Source organism: Micrococcus sp. HMSC067E09, assembly GCF_001812555.1.
GTDB classification, from domain to species: Bacteria; Actinomycetota; Actinomycetes; order Actinomycetales; family Micrococcaceae; genus Micrococcus; species Micrococcus lylae.
The window spans coordinates 1-18,512 of sequence record NZ_KV809446.1 but is presented as its reverse complement, the minus strand read 5'-3'; the positions used below and the strand labels follow the sequence as shown (position 1 = coordinate 18,512).

The following is an 18,512-nucleotide window of genomic DNA, read 5'->3' as shown; positions in this document are numbered from 1 at the left end:
GGCACCGGACTCAGCCGTTCACGCGCCCGGAGGCGAGGGCCTCGCGGCGCAGCAGCACCGCCTGGCGGACGTAGTCGACGCCGGTCACCACGGTCACCACGAGCGCGGCGCCGAGGAAGAACCAGCCGACATAGGCCCACCAGAAACCGAGGACCTCGAACAGGGGCATGGACAGGAAGCCGATGCCCGCGGTCTGCAGCACCGTCTTGAGCTTTCCGCCCCTGGAGGCCGGCATGACGCCGTACCTGATCACCACCAGGCGCAGCAGGGTGATCCCCCATTCGCGCACGAGGAACAGGACGGTGACCCACCACCACAGCTCGCCGAGCAGGGAGAAGACCACCAGGGCGGCGCCGGTGAGCAGCTTGTCCGCGATGGGGTCGGCGATCTTGCCGAAGTCCGTCACGATCCCGCGGGCCCGGGCGATGTCCCCGTCCAGCTTGTCCGTGTACATCGCCGCGGCGAAGAGCACGAACGCGATCCAGCGGGCGGCGGTGGAGTTCTCGCCCCACGGGCCGCCGGCCCAGAGCGCCCACACGAAGAACGGGACCATGACGATGCGCACCGCGGTGAGCACGTTCGGCAGGTTCCAGTTGGAGTGCTGAGGCGGGGTCTGCGAGGCCGCCGCCTGCTCGGAGGCGTCCGACGGGGTCGGCGCATCGGCACCGTTCACAGAGCCGCTCATCGGCCGGTCAGCTGCCATGCGTCCTCAGACCCCTCCGCGTCGTCCTCATCGTGCCACTGCTGGGCTTGAGGACGATTGTCCAGGTCCTCGGCCACCAGGTCACGGGCGCCGTCGCCCCCGGCGGCTCCGGCACCCGCGCCGGCACCGCCGGACGAGGCCTCGCCGGCCGGCGCGGGGGCAGGCTCCGGCGGGGCGTCGCCGCTGATGGTGGCGAGCACACCGGCCAACTCGTCCGGCTTGACCAGCACGTCGCGGGCCTTGGAGCCCTCGGACGGGCCCACCACGCCGCGGGACTCCATGAGGTCCATGAGGCGGCCTGCCTTGGCGAAGCCCACGCGGAGCTTGCGCTGCAGCATGGAGGTGGAGCCGAACTGGGTGGTGACCACCAGCTCCACCGCCTGCAGCAGCAGGTCCAGGTCGTCTCCGATGTCCTCGTCGATGACCTTCTCGGCCTTCTCCGGCACCACGTCGTCGCGGTACTGGACCTGCATCTGGGACTTCACGTGCTCCACCACGGCGTGGATCTCGGACTCGTTGACCCAGGCGCCCTGCACACGCATCGGCTTGGACTTGCCCATGGGCAGGAACAGGGCGTCGCCCTGGCCGAGGAGCTTCTCGGCACCGGGCTGGTCCAGGACCACGCGGGAGTCGGTCACCGAGGAGGTGGCGAACGCCATGCGGGAGGGCACGTTGGCCTTGATCAGGCCGGTGACCACGTCCACGGACGGCCGCTGGGTGGCCAGCACCAGATGGATGCCGGCGGCACGGGCCAACTGGGTGATGCGCACGATCGCGTCCTCCACGTCACGCGGGGCGACCATCATCAGGTCCGCGAGCTCGTCCACGATCACCAGCAGATACGGGTACGGGCGCAGCTGACGCTTGGAGTCCGGCGGCAACTGGACCTTCCCGGCGCGGACGGCCTTGTTGAAGTCGTCGATGTGCTTGAAACCGAACGCGGCGAGGTCGTCGTAGCGGGTGTCCATCTCCTTCACCACCCACTGCAGGGCCTCGGCGGCCTTCTTCGGGTTGGTGATGATCGGGGTCACCAGGTGCGGGACGCCCTCGTAGGCGGTGAGCTCCACGCGCTTCGGGTCCACCATGACCATGCGGACGTCGTCCGGGGTGGCACGCATGAGGATCGAGGTGATCATCGAGTTCACGAAGGAGGACTTGCCTGCACCGGTGGCGCCGGCGACGAGCATGTGCGGCATCTTCGCCAGGTTGGCCACCACGTAGCCGCCCTCCACGTCCTTGCCGACGCCCATGATCATCGGGTGCTCGTTGCGCTGGGCGGCCTGCGAGCGCAGGACGTCGCCGAGGACGACGACCTCCTTGTCCGTGTTCGGGATCTCGATGCCGATCGCCGACTTGCCCGGGATGGGGCTGAGGATGCGCACATCAGAGGACGCCACCGCGTAGGCGATGTTCTTCTCCAGGGCGGTGACCTTCTCCACCTTGGTGCCCGGGGCGACGTGCACCTCGTAGCGGGTCACGGTGGGGCCGCGGGAGAACCCGGTGACCTTCGCGTCCACCTTGAACTCCTGGAAGCAGGTGGTCAGCGCCTCCACGATCCGGTCGTTGGACTCCGAGCGCTCCTTCGGCGCCGGTCCGGCCGGCAGCAGGGAGGACTCGGGCAGTGTGTAGGACACGTCCCCGCCGAGCTCGAGCTGCTCGGTCTTGGCCGGGACGGACGGCACGGCCGGCACCGGCTCCGGGGTGGAGACGGACTGCACGGCCGGGGCGCCGGCGGCATCCGCGGACGACGACGGCCCCCTGCCGTCCGCGTCCGCCTCGCCGGGCGCGTCGGTCCAGTCCTCGCCGGCATGCTTCGCCACCGGGCGGGCGGAGGCGTCCGCCTCCGCGGGGCGGGAAGCCTGCTGGGCACGGGCGTGCTCGCGGACCTGCTCGAGGGCGCGGTCCGCGGCGGTCGGGCGCTTCACGCCCGCCGGGACGGCCGGCAGCTCCTCGGTGTCCGGGCCGGCGGTCTCGTCCTCGGCCTCAGGGAAGTCCGCGGCGGCGTCGAAGACGTGGGAGCCGGAGCGGCGGCCGGTGTCGTCGAGCGGACGGGACAGCGCCTGGGTGGGCTGCTCGTCCGCGGGCACGGCGGCGGTCTCCTCCTCGTCCACGAGGGCCGAGTCGTAGGCGCGGGTCTGCGTGTACTCCGGCTCCACGGGCTCCTCGGCCCGGCGGCCGCGGCCGAACAGGCGGGCGAACAGACCGGGGCGCCGGGCCGGGGCCGGCGCGTCGGCGGCGCGGGAGGTGGAGTCCAGGTAGGACTGGTCGTGGTCCGGGTGCGTGCGACCCTCAGAGCCCTCGGTGCCGTCCTCGTCCGCGTGGCCCTCGCGGCGGGCCCGACGGGCGGCCTTGCGCTCGCGGGCGGCCTCGGCGGCGGCCTGCGGGTCCTGCCCGGTGAGCCAGGCGTAGCCGGCGCGGAGACGCTCGCCGATGGCCCCGAGCGGGGTGGCCGTGATGATGAGGATGGAGAAGAACGCGAGAGCGATCATGACCGCCCACACGGGGACGGCCGTCAGCAGGGAGGCCAGGGGGCTGGTGGCGAGGTAGCCGACCATGCCGCCGGCGCGCAGCATGTCCTCGAAGGACTCGGCCGCCGAGGGCAGTCCCCCGGCGAGATGGGCGATGCCGGAGCCTGCGACCGTGGCGACCAGCAGTCCGATGATGATGCGTCCGTTGGTCCGGTGCTCGGTGGGCGTGCGGAAGCAGCGTACGGCGACGATCACCAGGACGAAGGGGACGAGGAAGGCGAACCAGCCGACGGTGCCGGCCACCACCGCGTTGACGATGCGGCCGAACTCGGTGACGTCCCGCAGGCCCCACCACTCGACGGCGGCGACGAGCGCCGCCAGGAGCACGAGCAGGAAGCCGGTGCCGTCCCGGCGGTCCTCGCGCGGGATGCGCACGTCCGGGCCGAGCTTGCGCACGACGGCGCCGACCGGGGTGGCCAGGGCCATCCAGATCGCGTGGAGGACCCGGACCGGCAGCGGCGGCCGGTCCAGGTCGACGGTGGTCTTGGTGGTCGCGCCCTTGCCTCGCGTGGAGCCCCCGGACCGGCCGGAGCCGGAGCGGGAACGGGTGGAGGAGGACGACGAGCGCGCGGGGGAAGTACGAGTCGCCATATCACTCCTACGGTACCGCGAAGCCCCGCGGCGTCCCAGGAGGACACCGCGGGGCTTCGGGCGGCCGGCCTGCAGGCGACGAGCGGCCGGCGGGCCCGGGCGGCGCTGCCGACGCGCGGCCCGTGTGGCGGGCGACGCGCGGCCGGCGCTGCCCGCACGCGACAGGCGTGCGGGCGACGCGCGGCCGGCTGCGCCCCGGTCAGGCCTCGATGACCACCGGGACGATCATCGGGCGGCGGCGCAGCTTGCGGTTGATCCAGGTGCCGATGGTGCGGCGGACGACCTGCTGCAGCTGGTGGGTGGTGTGCGTCTTCTCGGACTGCACGGCCTCCTCGAGCGCGCGGGCGATCTTGGGCTTGATGCCTTCGAACACCTTGGCGTCCTCGGCCACGCCGCGGACGTGGATGTCCGGGCCGGAGATGATCTTGCCGGACTGGCGGTTCACCACGGTGATGACGGAGACGAAGCCCTCCTCGCCGAGCACCATGCGGTCCTTCAGGTCCGCGTCCGAGATCTCGCCGATCGAGGAGCCGTCCACGTAGACGTAGCCGCAGTCGATCTCGCCGACGGCGCGGACGCGGCCGTCCGCCATGTCCACCACGGTGCCGTTGGCGGCCAGGACGATGTTCTCCTCCGGCACGCCGGTCTTCTGCGCGATGCGGCCGTTGGCGATCAGGTGGCGGGTCTCGCCGTGCACCGGCATGACGTGGCGCGGCTTGACGATGTTGTAGCTGTAGAGCAGCTCGCCCTCGGAGGCGTGGCCGGAGACGTGCACCTTGGCCATGCCCTTGTGCACCACCTGCACGCCCAGCTTCATGAGGGCGTTGATGATGCGGAAGACGGAGTTCTCGTTGCCCGGGATCAGCGAGGAGGCGAGGACCACGAGGTCGCCCTCCTCCAGCTGGACCTGGTGGTCGCCGTTGGCCATGCGGGACAGGGCGGCCATCGGCTCGCCCTGGGAGCCGGTGCACATCAGCACGACCTCGTCGTCCCGGTACTTGTCCACCTTGCGGGCGTCGATGAGCAGGCCCTCGGGCACGTCCAGGTAGCCGAGCTTCGAGGCGATGCCCATGTTGCGGATCATCGAGCGGCCGACGAAGGCGACCTTGCGGCCGTGCTTCGCGGCCGCGTCCAGGACCTGCTGCACACGGTGCACGTGCGAGGAGAAGGAGGCCACCACGATCCGCTGCCGCGCGTCCGCGAAGTAGCGCTCGATGGTCGGGCCGATCTCCTTCTCGGTCATGGTGAAGCCCGGGACCTCCGCGTTGGTGGAGTCCGTCATGAACAGGTCCACGCCCTCCTCGCCCAGCCGGGCGAAGGCGCGCAGGTCCGTGATGCGGCCGTCGAGCGGCAGCTGGTCCATCTTGAAGTCGCCGGTGTGCAGGATGGTGCCCGCGGCGGTGCGGACGAACACGGCGAGCGCGTCCGGGATGGAGTGGTTGACGGCCACGAACTCGCACTCGAAGGGGCCGAACCGCTCGGTGTCCCCCTCCTTCACGGCGAGGGTGAGCGGCTTAATGCGGTGCTCCTCGAGCTTGGCCTCGATCAGGGCGAGGGTGAGCTGGGAGCCGATCAGCGGGATGTCGGACTTGAGCCGCAGCAGGTACGGCACGGCACCGATGTGGTCCTCGTGGCCGTGGGTGAGCACGATGCCCACGATGTCCTCCAGCCGGTCCTTCAGGTAGGAGAAGTCCGGGAGGATCAGGTCGACGCCGGGCTGGGTGTCCTCGGGGAAGAGGACGCCGCAGTCGACGACGAGGATCTTGCCGTCGATCTCGAAGGTGACCATGTTGCGGCCGACCTCTTCGAGACCTCCGAGCTGCACGATCCTAAGTGCGCCCTTCTTGAGCTTGGGCGGGGTCTGCAGGCGTGCGCCTGAGGGCATGGTGTGGGTTTCCCTTCTAGAAGGTGATGCCGGCCTCCGCGAGGTCGGCGCGGATGATCGAGAGCTCGTCCGAGGTGGCCTCGACGAGCGGCAGCCGCACGGTGGCGGCCGGGATGACGCCCTGGGCGGCGAGGACGGCCTTGGCGGCGACCGCGCCCTGGACGTGGGTCATGATTGCGCGCTGGACCGGGTCCAGCTCGAAGTGGGCCTTCCGGGCGGCGGCGATATCGCCGGCGTTGGCGGCGTCCACGAGCTCGCGGTACTTCGCGGGGGCCACGTGGGCGGACACGGAGACGACGCCCACGGCGCCCAGGGACATCAGCGGCAGGGTGGCGCCGTCGTCGCCGGAGTAGACCACCAGGTCGGTCTCGGCCAGGACGGTGGTCGTGGACTGCAGGTCGCCCTTGGCGTCCTTGAGAGCCACGATGTTCGGGTGCTCGGCCAGGGACAGGAGCGTCTCGGCCTGGATCGGCATCACGGAGCGGCCCGGGATGTCGTAGAGCATGATGGGCAGGTCGACCTTGTCCGCGACCGCACGGAAGTGCGCCGCGATGCCGGCCTGCGGGGGCTTGTTGTAGTACGGGGTCACCAGGAGCAGGCCGTCCACGCCGGTCTCGGCGGCCGCCTGGCTCAGGTGCAGCGAGTGGTTCGTGTCATTCGTGCCGGTGCCGGCGACGACCTTCGCGCGCCCGCCGACCGCCTCCACGACGGCGCGGAACATGGCGACGTTCTCTTCGTCCGTGAGGGTCGAGGTCTCGCCGGTGGTGCCGGTGACCACGAGACCGTCGGCGCCGTTGTCCACCAGGTGCTCTGCGAGCGCCTGGGCGGCGTCCAGGTCCACGGAGCCGTCTGGCCGCATGGGCGTGACCATGGCGGGCACGACGGTGCCGAACACGGGGTCGACGGGTGCGAGGCTGGCGCGGATCTCACTCATGGGCCCAGCCTACCGCCCGCCACCTGGGAGAATGAGGCTGTTCCGCCATGCGGAGACGCACCGCCCGCCGTCCGCCGCCGTCTCGGGAGCCTGCCGTGACCTCTGCCTCCTCCCCCGCCTCCCGGCGCGGCCCCGCGTCGGATCGACCGGCCCGTCGTGTGCGGGGCGTGGACGCCGTCCGCGGGCTGGCGGTGCTGGGCATGGTGGCCGTGCATGTGGGGAACCCGACCGCAGCGGACGGCTCGTCCTCCTGGGAGCACCTGGCGTTCGCCGGGCTCGCCTCGGCGGTGTTCGTGGTGGTTGCCGGCGTCTCCCTCGCACTCAGCTGGCCCTCTCCCGGCTCCGCCGGCCTGCCGACGACGGACCCTCACCCCCGGCGGACCACCCGCCTCCTGGTCCGCGCGGGGCTGCTGTTCCTGCTCGGGCTGCTGCTGGGCCTGCTCGAGTCCCCCGTGGCGGTCATCCTGTGCCACTACGGCGTGCTGTTCGCGCTGGCTCCTGCCCTGCTGCGGCTGCGGGTCCGGACTGCGCTGGCCGCCGGCGTGGCCTGGACCCTGCTCGGACCCGTGGCCGTGTTCGCCCTGACCACACTGGGCTGGTCCTTCCTCGGCCGGACCGCCGTGTCCGTGGACGGCCGGCTCTGGACCTCGCCGGCTCCCGCCGACCTGCTCCGGCCCGGCGTGCTGCTCTCGGACCTGCTGCTCACCGGCTACTACCCGGTGCTGGCCTGGGGCGGCTTCCTGATGCTGGGCATCGGCCTTGGCCGCGCCGTCGAGGCCGCCCGGGACCGGGGAGAGCTGCCGCGTGCCGCGGGACGGATGCTGGCGGCCGGCGCGGCGGCCTGGGGAGCCGGTGCCGCCGTGTGGCTGGCCCTCCCCCGCGACGAGTCCCTGCGGGCGCGGATCTCCACGGCCACGGGCGTGGACCTTCAGACGCTGCGGGCCACCCTGCTGACCGGAGAGCACTCCCTGGTCTGGCTCATCCCGGACCCGCTGTGGCTGGCGCTGGCCGTGCCCCACGGCGGCGGCATGGGCGAGGCGGTGCGCGTCGCCGGGGCGGCCACGGCCCTGCTCGGTCTGGCCGTGCTGCTCGCCGACCGGACCGCGGCCGTCGTCCCCTCAGCCGTGGCCTCCGGGCCGCTGCGGGAGCGGGCATCGGGGCGGGTGCCGCTGCGGGAACGGGCGTCGGGGCGGGTGCCGCTGCGGGTCCTGACCGCGCCGCTCGAGGCGGTGGGACGGATCCCGCTCACCCTCTACGTCGGACACCTGATGGTGCTCGCGCCCCTGGCCGACGCGGGGCTGCGGGGCCCGTCCACCGTCTGCGCAGACCCCGGCTGGTGCTGGAACACGGACGTGGCCGTGCTCGTGGCGTGGGCCGGCTGCCTCGCCGTGGCGCTGGCCTTCCGCCTGTGCCGGAGCAGGGGACCGCTCGAGGCGGGCCTGCAGGCGGCGGCGAGTGCCGTCGTCGGGAAGCGGGGCCCCGGACCACGCTGAGGCTGGCCGGCAGCGCCCGCCCCACAGGCGGACGCCCCGGACGGACCCGAACGGGGCGCGGAGGCTGAGCGGTCAGCGGCGGGCGGTGCGGGCATCCTCGGTGAAGAGGCGGCCGGCGGTCTGGATCGCGCCGCGAGCGCGGCGACGGTCCCCGGAGGCGTCGTAGGCCAGGCCGAGCCGGTACCAGGCACGCCAGGACTGCGGGGCGGCCTCGGCCTCGATGCGGTAGGTCTCGAACTCGGCGTCCGCCGAGGCGCGGTCGATGCGGCCGCCGGGCGAGCGCGGCAGGTCGTCCACCGGCAGGTTGCCCTCGGCGGCGAGGATCGCGGCCATGCGCTCGGAGAGCAGGCCGAAGCGGATCTCGCGCCACAGGGCCCACAGACCGACCGCCACGATGCCGAGCACGGCCACGCCGATCAGCTTCGCCACCGGCTGCGGGGCCATGACGAAGCCGATCGCCGAGTACACGGCCACGCCGGCGAAGAACAGCAGCAGCAGGGTGACCGCGGCCACCCCCACCTTGGTCAGCAGGGGACGCTGCGGCCGGGGCTCGCCGCCGGTGGCGGCGGCGTCCCGGCGGTCGGGAGCGTCGGCCGGCTCGTGCGGGGTGTGCGGGTCAGTCAAGGTCGAGGTATCCGTCCAGTCCGTACGTCAGGCCCGGGTGCGCGGCCACCCGGCGCAGGCCCAGCAGCACGCCGGGCATGTAGGCGCCGCGGTCGAAGGCGTCGTGGCGGACGGTGAGCTGCTCGCCGGGGCCGCCCATGAGCACCTCCTGGTGCGCCTCCAGCCCGCGCAGGCGCACCGCGTGCACACGCACGCCGTCCACCTCCGCGCCGCGGGCGCCGTCCGGGTCACGCTCGGTGGCGTCCGGGCTCGGGGCCACGCCCGCCTCCGCGCGGGAGGCGGCGATCATCTCCGCGGTGCGCACCGCGGTGCCCGAGGGGGCGTCCAGCTTCGCCGGGTGGTGCAGCTCGACGACCTCCACCGACTCGAAGAACCGGGACGCCTTCGCGGCGAAGGCGGAGGCCAGCACGGAGCCGACCGAGAAGTTCGGGGCGATGAGCACGCCGACCTGCGGGTGCTGAGCAAGCTGGGCCTGCAGGCGCTCACGGCGCTGCTGGACCCAGCCCGAGGTGCCCACCACGGTGTGCAGGCCGTGCTCCACCGCGAACGCCACGTTGTCCGGGGAGGCGTCCGGGACCGTGAGGTCCACCACGTGCGTGGCGCCGGCCTCGAGGACGCGCTCGAGGGGGTCCGTGGAGGTCAGCTCGGCGACCAGCTCCATGTCCTCGGCGGCGGTGACCGCCTCCACGGCACGGCGGCCCATCTTCCCGGAGGCACCCAGCAGGGCGACGCGGATCCGGGCGTTCTCGGCTGCGGGGGTGTACTCGGCACTCATGCGTACCAGCCTACGCGCCGGATCAGGCCTCCGGGCCGACGACGACGGACGCCCGCTCCCCCTCCACCAGGCGGGCGGCGACGGCTCGGACGTCCTCGGCGCCGACGGCACGGACACGGTCCAGGGAGCCGGTGAGGTCCACGAACTCGCCGAGCACCAGCTCGGACCGGCCGAGGCGGGACATGCGGGCACCGGTGGACTCCATGCCGAGCACGGTGCCGCCGCAGATCTGGCCGTGGGCGCGGTCCAGCTCCTCCGCGGTGACGTGCTCGGCGGCCATCCTCTCCAGCTCGGCCACCATGAGGTCTGCGACCTCGCTGACGCGGGAGGGCTGGCAGCCCGCATAGAGGCCGTAGTAGCCCAGGTCCGAGTAGCCCGCGGAGAACGAGTAGGTGGAGTACGCCAGCCCGCGACGCTCACGGATCTGCTGGAACAGTCGGGAGGACATGCCGCCGCCGAGGATCGCGTTCATCACGCCCAGGGCGAAGCGGTCCTCGTCCGTGGTGGACAGCGAGCGGCCGCCCACCAGCACGTTGGCCTGCTCCACCTGCTTGGCGAAGCGGTGCATGCCGGGGACGATCGACGCGGCCGCGGCAGCGGTGGTGTCCACGGCGCGGCGCGGGGCCGGGGAGGCTGCCTCGGGCAGGTCCCAGCCGGACCGGGACAGGGCCTCGAGGACCAGGCGGCAGACCTCGTCGTGGTCCAGGCCGCCGGCGGCGGTCACCACGATCTCGTCCGGGCGGTACCAGTGCGCGTAGTGGTCCCACACGTGATCGCGGGTGACGCCGCGGATGGTGTCCGGGGTGCCGCCGATCGGGCGGGCCAGCGGGTGCGCCCCGAGCAGGACCTCCGCGAGGCGCTCGTGGGCGTAGTCCACGGGGTCGTCCGCGTCCATGGCGAGCTCTTCGAGGATCACGCCGCGCTCGGTCTCCATCTCGGCCGGGTCGATCACCGAGGAGGCCAGCATGTCCGTGAGGACCTCAATCGCCATCGGCAGGTCCTCGTCCAGCACGCGGGCGTGGTAGACCGTGGACTCCTTCGCCGTGCCGGCGTTGGACTCCCCGCCGACGCGGTCGAAGGCCGCCGCGATGTCCATCGCGCTGCGGGTGGGGGTGCCCTTGAACAGCAGGTGTTCAAGGAAGTGGGTGGAGCCGAACCCCTGCGGGGACTCGTCGCGGGAGCCGACCGCCACCCAGTAGCCGATCGTCACCGAGCGCTGGTTCGGCATCGCCTCGGTCAGCACGCGCACGCCGCCGGGCAGCACGGAGCGGCGGATCTCACCGGCGCCGTCGTCCGCGAGCGTGCCGGTGTAGTCGAGGGGGATCTGCTGGATGGACGTCACCGGCCCCATTGTTCCGGACCCGGCGCGAGGGTGCGAACCGGGTGACCCGGTGCCGAACCCTCTGGCTCGCCGAACCAGAGGAAGTGGGCACTTCCCGAATGCACGAAGGGGCCGAACCTTCTGGCTCGGCGATCACCCCGGCCCCACCCCGCGCCGAACCAGAAGAAGTGGGCACTTCCCGGATGCGCGAAGGGGCCAAACCCTCTGGCTCGCCGAACCAGAGGAAGTGGGCACTTCCCGGATGCGCGAAGGGGCCAAACCTTCTGGCTCGGCGATCACCCCTGCGCCACCCCGCGGCGAACCAGAACAAACGGCTACTTCAGCGGGCCGTCAACCGGCCAAACCTTCTGGCTCGCCGAGCCAGAGGAAGTGGGCACTTCCCGAGCGCGCGAAGGGGCCAAACCTTCTGGCTCGGCGTGGCGCGCGGGGTGGCCAGCGGACGCGCTGCCCGAAGCGCACCCTCCTCCGAGCACGACGTCGGCCCCGCACCGACGAGCTGTCCGCTCGCCGGCACGGGGCCGTGCGTCAGGGCCGATCAGGCCGAGGGACCGTGCGGCCCGTCCCCTCACCGGGGCGGGCCGATCAGGCCGAGGGGCCGTGCAACCCCGCCCTCACCGGGGCGGGCCGATCAGGCCTCGGTCGACTCCGAGGACTCGACGGCGTCGGCGGTCTCCGCCTCGGCGCCGTCCTCGACGACCACCGGGGCGAGCGAGAGCTTGCCGCGGTCGTCGATCTTGGTGATCTCGACCTGGACCTTCTGGCCCACGCCCACGACGTCCTCGACGTCATCCACGCGCTTGCCGTCGTTGAGCTTGCGCAGCTCGGAGATGTGCAGCAGGCCGTCCTTGCCCGGGGTCAGGGACACGAAGGCGCCGAAGGTGGTCAGCTTCACCACGGTGCCGAGGTAGCGCTCGCCGACCTCGGGGACCTGCGGGTTGGCGATCGCGTTCACGGCGGAGCGGGCGGCCTCGGCGGAGGCGCCGTCGGTCGCGCCGATCAGCACAGTGCCGTCGTCCTCGATGGTGATCTCCGCGCCGGTGTCGTCCTGGATCTGGTTGATCATGGCGCCCTTGGGGCCGATGACCGCACCGATCTTGTCCTCCGGGATGCGCACCGCGATGATGCGCGGCGCGGTCGGGGCCATCTCGTCCGGGCCGTCGATCGCGGCGTTCAGCACGGACAGGATGTGCAGGCGGGCCTCCCGGGCCTGGGTCAGCGCGGCGGCGAGCACGGAGGCCGGGATGCCGTCGAGCTTGGTGTCCAGCTGGATCGCGGTGACGAACTCAGAGGTTCCGGCCACCTTGAAGTCCATGTCCCCGAACGCGTCCTCGGCGCCGAGGATGTCGGTGAGGGCGGCGTACTGGGTCTGGCCGTCCACCTCGGCGGAGACCAGGCCCATGGCGATGCCGGCGACCGGGGCGCGCAGCGGCACACCGGCGTTCAGCAGGGACAGGGTGGAGGCGCAGACCGAACCCATGGAGGTGGAGCCGTTGGAGCCGAGGGCCTCGGAGACCTGACGGATCGCGTACGGGAACTCCTCACGGGAGGGCAGCACCGGCACCACGGCGCGCTCGGCGAGGGCGCCGTGGCCGATCTCGCGGCGCTTGGGAGAGCCCACGCGGCCGGTCTCGCCGGTGGAGTACGGCGGGAAGTTGTAGTGGTGGATGTAGCGCTTGGAGGTCTCCGGCGCCAGGGAGTCGATCTGCTGCTCCATCTTGAGCATGTTCAGCGTGGTGACGCCCATGATCTGCGTCTCGCCGCGCTCGAAGATCGCGGAGCCGTGCACGCGCGGCAGGACCTCGACCTCGGCGGTGAGCTTGCGGATGTCGGTGAGGCCGCGGCCGTCGATGCGGACCTGCTCGCGCAGGATGCGCTGGCGCACGATCTCCTTGGTGACCGAGCCGAACGCCTTGGCGATCTCGCTGCGGCGCTCCTCGAACTCCTTCCCCTCTCCGGCGAGCTCCTCGATGACCTCGGCGTGGTAGGCGTCGGAGGCGGCCTCGCGCTCCTGCTTGTCGCCGATCGAGAAGATCTCGGTCAGGCGCTCGGAGGCGAGCTTCTCCACGGCGGCGTAGGCGTCGTCCTCGTAGTCCTTGAAGACCGGCACGTCCACCGGCTCCTTGCCGGCGCGGGCGGCCAGGTCGGCCTGGGCCTCGCACAGGGTGCGGATGAACGGCTTGGCGGCCTCGAGGCCCTCGGCCACGACCTCCTCGGTCGGGGCACCGGCGCCCTGATCCTTGATGAGGGTCCAGGCGTCCGGGGTGGCCTCGGCCTCGACCATCATCACGGCGATGTCGTCACCGGCGATGCGGCCGGCCACGGCCATGTTGAAGACGGCGTCCTTCAGCTGGGAGTGCTTCGGGAACGCCACCCACTGACGCTCGCCCATGCCGTTGTCCAGCAGGGCCATGCGCACGCCGCCGATCGGGCCGGAGAACGGCAGGCCGGAGAGCTGGGTGGACATGGACGCGGCGTTGATGGCCACGGTGTCGTAGATCTCGTCCGGGGCGATGGAGGTGACGGTCACCACGACCTGGACCTCGTTGCGGATGCCCTTGACGAAGGCGGGGCGCAGCGGACGGTCGATCAGGCGGCAGGTGAGGATCGCGTCGGTGGTCGGGCGGCCCTCGCGGCGGAAGAACGAGCCGGGGATGCGGCCCGCGGCGTACATGCGCTCCTCGACGTCTACGGTGAGCGGGAAGAAGTCGAAGCCCTCGCGCGGGGACTTGCCGACGGTGGTGGCGGACAGCATCGACGTCTCCTCGTCGATGTACACCATCGCGGCGCCGGCGGCCTGCTGGGCGAGGCGGCCGGTCTCGAAGCGGACGGTGCGCTTTCCGTAGGAGCCGTTGTCGATGACGGCTTCGGCGAACGTGATCTCAGGACCTTCCATGGTCCCTCCTTTCAGAGACGACGTCCCTGCACATCCGGAGGCACCGTCCTGGTCTTCGATCGAGGCCCTCGGCGTCCGCCTGCCCCGTGAAGGGGGCGGGTCCGGGAGCCACTGTCGAGGACCGCGAAGGGTGCCGGCAGGGGCGTCGGGTACTTCGGTCGTGGTGACGCGACCGCGTCAGGTGTGCGGCCGTCGTCGAAGAACAGACTAGAGGCGGCACCGCACCGGGCGGGAGTCCCACGCCGGTCCGGTGCCGCCTCGTCATCGCCTGTTCAGCCCTGCGTCACTTGCGCAGGCCGAGGCGCTCGATCAGCGAGCGGTAGCGCTCGATGTCGGTGTCCTTGAGGTAGCCGAGCATGCGACGACGGCGACCGACCATGGCCATCAGGCCGCGGCGGGTGTGGTGGTCGTGCTTGTGCTCCTTGAGGTGCTCGGTCAGGTCCTTGATGCGACGCGACAGGACCGCGATCTGCACCTCCGGCGAACCGGTGTCGCCCTCGTGGGTGGCGTACTCCTTGATGATCTGCTGCTTGACAGCCGGATCCAGGGCCATGGTGAACTCCTTGAGAGTTGTGCCGCGAACAGTGAGCCGGACGCCGGGCGTCCGGGATGCCCGCCACCGCGGACTGCAGCGGGCACCGACCCTCCAGCCTACACGACGACGGCGCCTCGCCCTTTCGTCGCGGGTGCGCCTCCGCCTCAGGGCGGCTCCGCAGCGTCCGGGTCCGTTGCTAGCGTCGTCCGCATGAGTCAGCCGCCGTACAACCCCGCCCTCTTCCCGGACGAGCCGCCGCGCCGGCCGGCCTCCCCCGAGCAGGCGCCCTCCGGGGTGCCGCCGCAGGGCATGCCTCCGCAGCAGGCGCCGTACGGCGTCGCCCCGCAGGGCGGGTCCGGGCCGGGCGGGGCTCCTCCGGCCGCTCCTCCGTTCCCGCCGATGCCGGTGCCGGCGAAGCCCCTGGACCTGCCGCTGATCGGCGCCGACTACTCCCAGGTGCTGCGCACGCCACGGCACCGCTGGTGGCATCCGCTGGGCTCGTCCGGCATCGCCCTGGGCCTGACGATCGTGGTGATGGTGGTGGGCACCCTCGCCATGCTCCCCGCGCTGTTCGCCTCGGCCGGCCCGGACGTGCTCGACGCCCCGGATGCGGTCTACGACGCCGCCTTCGAGTCCGCGCCGATCATGGCGATCAACAACCTGATGCTCGCCGCGCTGATCCCGGTGGCCCTGCTCGCAGTGCGCTGGGGCCATCCGGTGGCGGCCCGGTTCCTGCACTCGGTGACCGGACGGGTGCGCTGGGCCTGGATGCTGCGCTGCACGCTGGTGCTGCTGCCGATCTACCTCGTCTACGTGGTGGGTGCCTGGGCGCTGACCGGGGCGGTGGCCCTGCCGCGCTCCGAGGACTGGGGGTGGATGCTCGTGATGGCGTTCGTGCTCACCCCGTTCCAGGCCGCCGGCGAGGAGTACCTGTTCCGCGGCTGGGTGCTGGCCTCCGTGGGCTCCTGGTTCCGCCACCCGATCGTCGGCTGGATCGTCGGCGGTCTCGTCTCCACGGCGATCTTCGCCCTCGCGCACGGGTCCCTCGACGTCTGGATCCTGCTGGACCTGGGCGCGTTCGCCGCGGCCGCCGTCTGGCTGACGTGGCGCACCGGCGGGCTCGAGGCGGCGATCGCCCTGCACGTGGTGAACAACGTGGTGGTGATCGCCGTCGGCACGCTGATCGGCACCGTGACCGACTCCTACGTGGACCCGTCCACCGCCGGCGACCCGGTGACCGCGCTGGTCTCCGCGGTGTTCTCGCTCGGCTGCGCGGCGCTGCTGGGCTGGCAGGCCTCGCGCGCCGGCATCCAGCGGACCGTCCCGGCGGAGGTCGGCGCCCGCCCCTGAGGCACTTTCGCTCGTGGAACGGGAGGCGGGTCAGGGCCTCAGAGGGACGCTTCGAGCAGGGCCGCCGCCTCGTCCGCGCAACCCCAGGACAGGGTGACGCCGGCGCCACCGTGGCCGTAGCAGTGCACCACCGGCGTGGCCCCCAGCGTCTCGGCCGCCAGCCGCACCGCCGGGCGCACCGGCCGCAGTCCCACCCGGTGCTCTCGGACCTGCGCCCCGGCCAGCTCCGGCACCAGCTTCACGGCGCGGTCCAGGACGGCCGCCCCGATCGACGGGTCCGGGTCGATCCGGGTGTCCGCCGGATCCGAGGTGCCGCCCACCACGATGTCCCTCTCCCGCGGAAACACGTAGACCGGCTGCTCGCCGGTCTGGTCCAGCGCCCAGCGGGTCAGCCCGAACTGCCGCAGCAGCAGGATCTGCCCACGGGCGGTGGACATGCTCGGATCCGGCAGCAGCTCGCGCGCGCCCAGCCCGGCGGCCACCAGGGTGGGCACGCCGTCGTCCGGGACGGCTTCCAGCCGCCGCCGTTCGATCCGCCCGCCGAGTGCCTCGACCCTCCGCACCAGCCAGCCCAGGTAGACGCTCATGTCCGCCAGGGGCGCGGCGAAGGCCCAGCCTCCCCCGGGCTCGCCGTCCCGCCCGGCCACGCGACGGAAGTCCAGCACGTCCGCCGCCCACGCAGGGTCCGGCAGCTCCCCCACGCCGACCTCCGTGCCGTCCACGAGGTGCACGCCGGACTCGGGCTCGGCCTCGGACAGCCGGACCAGCTCGCGCAGCGTCTGCACGCCCCAGGCGGTCACCCGGTCCACGGGCGCGGCCAGGTACGGGTACCAGAGGGCGCCGGCCACCCGGGAGGTCGTCTGCTGCGGGTCCTGCTCCGTCAGCACGGTCACCTCGTGCCCGGCCTCGAACAGGCGCACCGCGCAGCTCAGTCCGATCACGCCCGCACCGATCACCCGCACCCGTGCCATGTCCGTCCTCCTCGTCTCACGGTCTCCGCCTCAGCGGCTCCGGCCGTCGCAGCGGCCCTGCGCCCAGCCTGCCTCAGCGGCGCCGCGGTCGCCGGGCCCGCCACGCCACGGTCAGGTACGGCACCGTCAGCACCGCGTCCTCAGCATGGCCGAGGTGCTCGTGCAGGTACCAGTCCAGGTTCGCGGTCATCCTCTCCCGCGTCCTCTCCCCCGCCCGCAGCCAGTAGGACCGCGACGCCATCAGCCCGTGCAGCTGCGCCGGCGTCAGCTCCATGGACCAGCTCCAGCGCGCGTGCTCCTCGACGCCGAACGGGGCGGCGAACCGGCGCTGCTCCGGGGCGGCGGCGTGCACGTCCCCGGCGTGCATGATGCGCGTGAGCCGGTGGACCCACGGCACGGTGGTGTCCAGCTGGTTCCACACGGCCGCCAGCCTTCCGCCCGGCCGCAGCACACGCGCCGCCTCGGCGCTCGCCGCCGGCACGTCCAGCCAGTGCCAGGCATGGGCCTTCACCACGACGCCGGCACTCGCCTCCGCCAGGCCCGTCGCCTCCCCGGTGCCCGGCAGGGCGCGGATGCGCCGGGCGCGGTCCGCCACGTCCCGGGCGAGCACGACGCGCATGGACGCCGGCCGACGCTCGGCCAGCTGCGCGGTGAACAGGCCCGTGCCGACCCCGATCTCCACCACGTCCGGGCGGGCAGGCAGGGCCTCCAGCACCCAGTCCACCCACGCCTCCGGGTAGGACGGGCGCACCGCGTGGTACTCGCTCCCGGCGGCCTCGAACGCGTTGGGCCGCCCCGTGCGCACGCGGGCCGGGCGCGCGGGCAGAGACGGTGCTGCGGGCGAGGACGGAGACTCGGACGAGGTCGGCCGCTCCGTCGGGGAGGGCCTCTGCAGGGCCACGCTCCTCATCGAGGAACTCGAGCGAATCCACGCGGAGAACTACTCCGCCTACAGGGTCAGGAAGATGCACCAGGCGATGGCCCGGGTCGAGTGGGAGATCGGCCGTGGCCAGACCGCGCGGCTCATATTTGCCGTCGGTCTGTATAAAATTCGTCGTGGCCGCAAGCCCGCCGCCACGCGTCCTGCCGAGGCGCCCGAAACCCAGCCGGATCTTATCGAACGCCGCTTCACTGCGGAACACCCAAACGGGCTGTGGGCCGCTAACATCACCTACGTGCGCACGATCGCCGGGGTCTGCTACGTCGCGTTCATCACCGATGTCTACTCCCAGCGCATCGTGGGATGGGCGGTCTCGGCCAGCCTGCACACCGCGGGCCTGCCACTCCACGCCCTTGAGCACGCGCTGTTGAGCAAGAGGGGCCAGCCATGGCCGGCCGGCCCTTGCCCACCACAGTAGCAGGGCCGCCCAGTACGTCAGCTTGGCGCACTTGGACGAGCTGATCACCGCCGGGGTGAACGCTTCGGTGGGCCCCGTGGGCGACTCCTACGACAATGCCCTGGCCGAGACCGTGAACGGCCTCTAGAAGGCCGAGCTCGTCCATGCCAAGTGGATCGGGGAATCCGTTGAGGCGGTCGAACTGGCCACGGTGGGCTGGGGCCAGTGGTAGAACCCGGCCCGCCTCCACTAGGGACTCGGCTACCGCACTCCTGCGGAGGTCGAGGCGGCCTACACTCACGACCAAGACGTAGCGCCCGTTGCATCCGGACTACGGAACAAAACCCAGGGCGCTTCACCAGAAGAACAAGGCTACCGAGCGCAATCAGCCCAGGCGATCCGAGCGAGCCCCTTATCCTTAACTGGATCGCATTCATTCACTTCTGACTCGAATTTGCGCTCCAGCACCACAGCCGTGACGTGTTCGAGGGACAGCCCAACACTGATAGTCATCCGATAAGCGGCTCTTCACAATCGAGGGTGTAGACGGG

The 18,512-nt window shown here is 72.2% G+C and carries 14 protein-coding genes; 3 read left to right on the top strand and 11 right to left on the bottom strand.

Annotated features, from left to right (window positions below; translation table 11 throughout):
* Positions 1 to 10: 10 nt before the first annotated feature.
* From HMPREF2863_RS08075 to dapA, 4 genes are all read right to left on the bottom strand, one after another.
* Positions 11 to 685: a CDP-alcohol phosphatidyltransferase family protein gene (locus HMPREF2863_RS08075; protein ID WP_088478000.1), complete on the bottom strand. Its 675-nt coding sequence runs from the start codon at positions 683 to 685 to the stop codon at positions 11 to 13.
* Complete coding sequence (locus HMPREF2863_RS08070) at positions 682 to 3,822, bottom strand: FtsK/SpoIIIE family DNA translocase (RefSeq protein WP_070639336.1); 3,141 nt, start codon at positions 3,820 to 3,822, stop codon at positions 682 to 684. The genes HMPREF2863_RS08075 and HMPREF2863_RS08070 overlap by 4 nt, the downstream gene beginning before the upstream one ends.
* A gap of 199 nt (positions 3,823 to 4,021) precedes the next feature.
* Complete coding sequence (locus HMPREF2863_RS08065) at positions 4,022 to 5,707, bottom strand: ribonuclease J (protein ID WP_070639334.1); 1,686 nt, start codon at positions 5,705 to 5,707, stop codon at positions 4,022 to 4,024.
* A gap of 16 nt (positions 5,708 to 5,723) precedes the next feature.
* Positions 5,724 to 6,641 (bottom strand): 4-hydroxy-tetrahydrodipicolinate synthase, encoded by a 918-nt coding sequence (gene dapA, locus HMPREF2863_RS08060; protein WP_067189862.1) that lies wholly within the window; start codon positions 6,639 to 6,641, stop codon positions 5,724 to 5,726.
* Between the two features lie 167 nt (positions 6,642 to 6,808).
* On the opposite strand from dapA, the gene HMPREF2863_RS08055 reads away from it, so the two are divergent.
* The gene (locus tag HMPREF2863_RS08055; RefSeq protein WP_246828857.1) at positions 6,809 to 8,134 is read left to right on the top strand and encodes a heparan-alpha-glucosaminide N-acetyltransferase domain-containing protein; all 1,326 of its coding nucleotides are present in this window, start codon (positions 6,809 to 6,811) and stop codon (positions 8,132 to 8,134) included.
* Positions 8,135 to 8,206: 72 nt separating this feature from the next.
* Here HMPREF2863_RS08055 and HMPREF2863_RS08050 read toward each other — a convergent pair whose 3' ends face one another.
* From HMPREF2863_RS08050 to rpsO, 5 genes are all read right to left on the bottom strand, one after another.
* Positions 8,207 to 8,758: a hypothetical protein gene (locus HMPREF2863_RS08050; RefSeq protein WP_369804916.1), complete on the bottom strand. Its 552-nt coding sequence runs from the start codon at positions 8,756 to 8,758 to the stop codon at positions 8,207 to 8,209.
* Complete coding sequence (gene dapB, locus HMPREF2863_RS08045) at positions 8,751 to 9,533, bottom strand: 4-hydroxy-tetrahydrodipicolinate reductase (protein WP_070639329.1); 783 nt, start codon at positions 9,531 to 9,533, stop codon at positions 8,751 to 8,753. The genes HMPREF2863_RS08050 and dapB overlap by 8 nt, the downstream gene beginning before the upstream one ends.
* A 22-nt stretch (positions 9,534 to 9,555) precedes the next feature.
* Positions 9,556 to 10,884, bottom strand: coding sequence for a M16 family metallopeptidase (locus HMPREF2863_RS08040; RefSeq protein ID WP_070639327.1), 1,329 nt, complete (start codon positions 10,882 to 10,884; stop codon positions 9,556 to 9,558).
* A gap of 619 nt (positions 10,885 to 11,503) precedes the next feature.
* On the bottom strand, positions 11,504 to 13,768 hold the full coding sequence (locus HMPREF2863_RS08035; protein ID WP_070639325.1) for a polyribonucleotide nucleotidyltransferase: 2,265 nt from the start codon (positions 13,766 to 13,768) through the stop codon (positions 11,504 to 11,506).
* 283 nt (positions 13,769 to 14,051) lie between these two features.
* A complete protein-coding gene (rpsO, locus tag HMPREF2863_RS08030; RefSeq protein WP_070639323.1) occupies positions 14,052 to 14,321 on the bottom strand; it encodes a 30S ribosomal protein S15 in 270 nt (89 codons plus the stop codon).
* Between the two features lie 192 nt (positions 14,322 to 14,513).
* On the opposite strand from rpsO, the gene HMPREF2863_RS08025 reads away from it, so the two are divergent.
* The gene (locus HMPREF2863_RS08025) at positions 14,514 to 15,653 is read left to right on the top strand and encodes a type II CAAX endopeptidase family protein (protein WP_246828856.1); all 1,140 of its coding nucleotides are present in this window, start codon (positions 14,514 to 14,516) and stop codon (positions 15,651 to 15,653) included.
* A 38-nt stretch (positions 15,654 to 15,691) separates the two neighbouring features.
* Here HMPREF2863_RS08025 and HMPREF2863_RS08020 read toward each other — a convergent pair whose 3' ends face one another.
* Together HMPREF2863_RS08020 and HMPREF2863_RS08015 are read right to left on the bottom strand one after the other, a co-directional pair.
* The gene (locus HMPREF2863_RS08020; protein ID WP_070639321.1) at positions 15,692 to 16,624 is read right to left on the bottom strand and encodes an NAD(P)/FAD-dependent oxidoreductase; all 933 of its coding nucleotides are present in this window, start codon (positions 16,622 to 16,624) and stop codon (positions 15,692 to 15,694) included.
* A 73-nt stretch (positions 16,625 to 16,697) separates the two neighbouring features.
* Positions 16,698 to 17,534 carry a class I SAM-dependent methyltransferase gene (locus tag HMPREF2863_RS08015; RefSeq protein WP_070639319.1) on the bottom strand — a complete coding sequence of 279 codons (837 nt, stop codon included), beginning with the start codon at positions 17,532 to 17,534 and terminating at the stop codon, positions 16,698 to 16,700.
* A gap of 55 nt (positions 17,535 to 17,589) precedes the next feature.
* Between HMPREF2863_RS08015 and HMPREF2863_RS08010 the strand changes: the two genes are divergently transcribed.
* On the top strand, positions 17,590 to 17,982 hold the full coding sequence (locus HMPREF2863_RS08010) for a DDE-type integrase/transposase/recombinase (RefSeq protein WP_070639317.1): 393 nt from the start codon (positions 17,590 to 17,592) through the stop codon (positions 17,980 to 17,982).
* The last annotated feature ends 530 nt before the right edge of the window (positions 17,983 to 18,512 follow it).

Coding starts and splice junctions, on each gene's coding strand:
- HMPREF2863_RS08075 (WP_088478000.1), bottom strand. CDS start 685: ATGAGCGGCTCTGTGAACGGTGCCGATGCGCCGACCCCGTCGGACGCC.
- HMPREF2863_RS08070 (WP_070639336.1), bottom strand. CDS start 3,822: ATGGCGACTCGTACTTCCCCCGCGCGCTCGTCGTCCTCCTCCACCCGT.
- HMPREF2863_RS08065 (WP_070639334.1), bottom strand. CDS start 5,707: ATGCCCTCAGGCGCACGCCTGCAGACCCCGCCCAAGCTCAAGAAGGGC.
- dapA (WP_067189862.1), bottom strand. CDS start 6,641: ATGAGTGAGATCCGCGCCAGCCTCGCACCCGTCGACCCCGTGTTCGGC.
- dapB (WP_070639329.1), bottom strand. CDS start 9,533: ATGAGTGCCGAGTACACCCCCGCAGCCGAGAACGCCCGGATCCGCGTC.
- HMPREF2863_RS08040 (WP_070639327.1), bottom strand. CDS start 10,884: ATGGGGCCGGTGACGTCCATCCAGCAGATCCCCCTCGACTACACCGGC.
- HMPREF2863_RS08035 (WP_070639325.1), bottom strand. CDS start 13,768: ATGGAAGGTCCTGAGATCACGTTCGCCGAAGCCGTCATCGACAACGGC.
- rpsO (WP_070639323.1), bottom strand. CDS start 14,321: ATGGCCCTGGATCCGGCTGTCAAGCAGCAGATCATCAAGGAGTACGCC.
- HMPREF2863_RS08025 (WP_246828856.1), top strand. CDS start 14,514: ATGAGTCAGCCGCCGTACAACCCCGCCCTCTTCCCGGACGAGCCGCCG.
- HMPREF2863_RS08020 (WP_070639321.1), bottom strand. CDS start 16,624: ATGGCACGGGTGCGGGTGATCGGTGCGGGCGTGATCGGACTGAGCTGC.
- HMPREF2863_RS08015 (WP_070639319.1), bottom strand. CDS start 17,534: ATGAGGAGCGTGGCCCTGCAGAGGCCCTCCCCGACGGAGCGGCCGACC.
- HMPREF2863_RS08010 (WP_070639317.1), top strand. CDS start 17,590: ATGCACCAGGCGATGGCCCGGGTCGAGTGGGAGATCGGCCGTGGCCAG.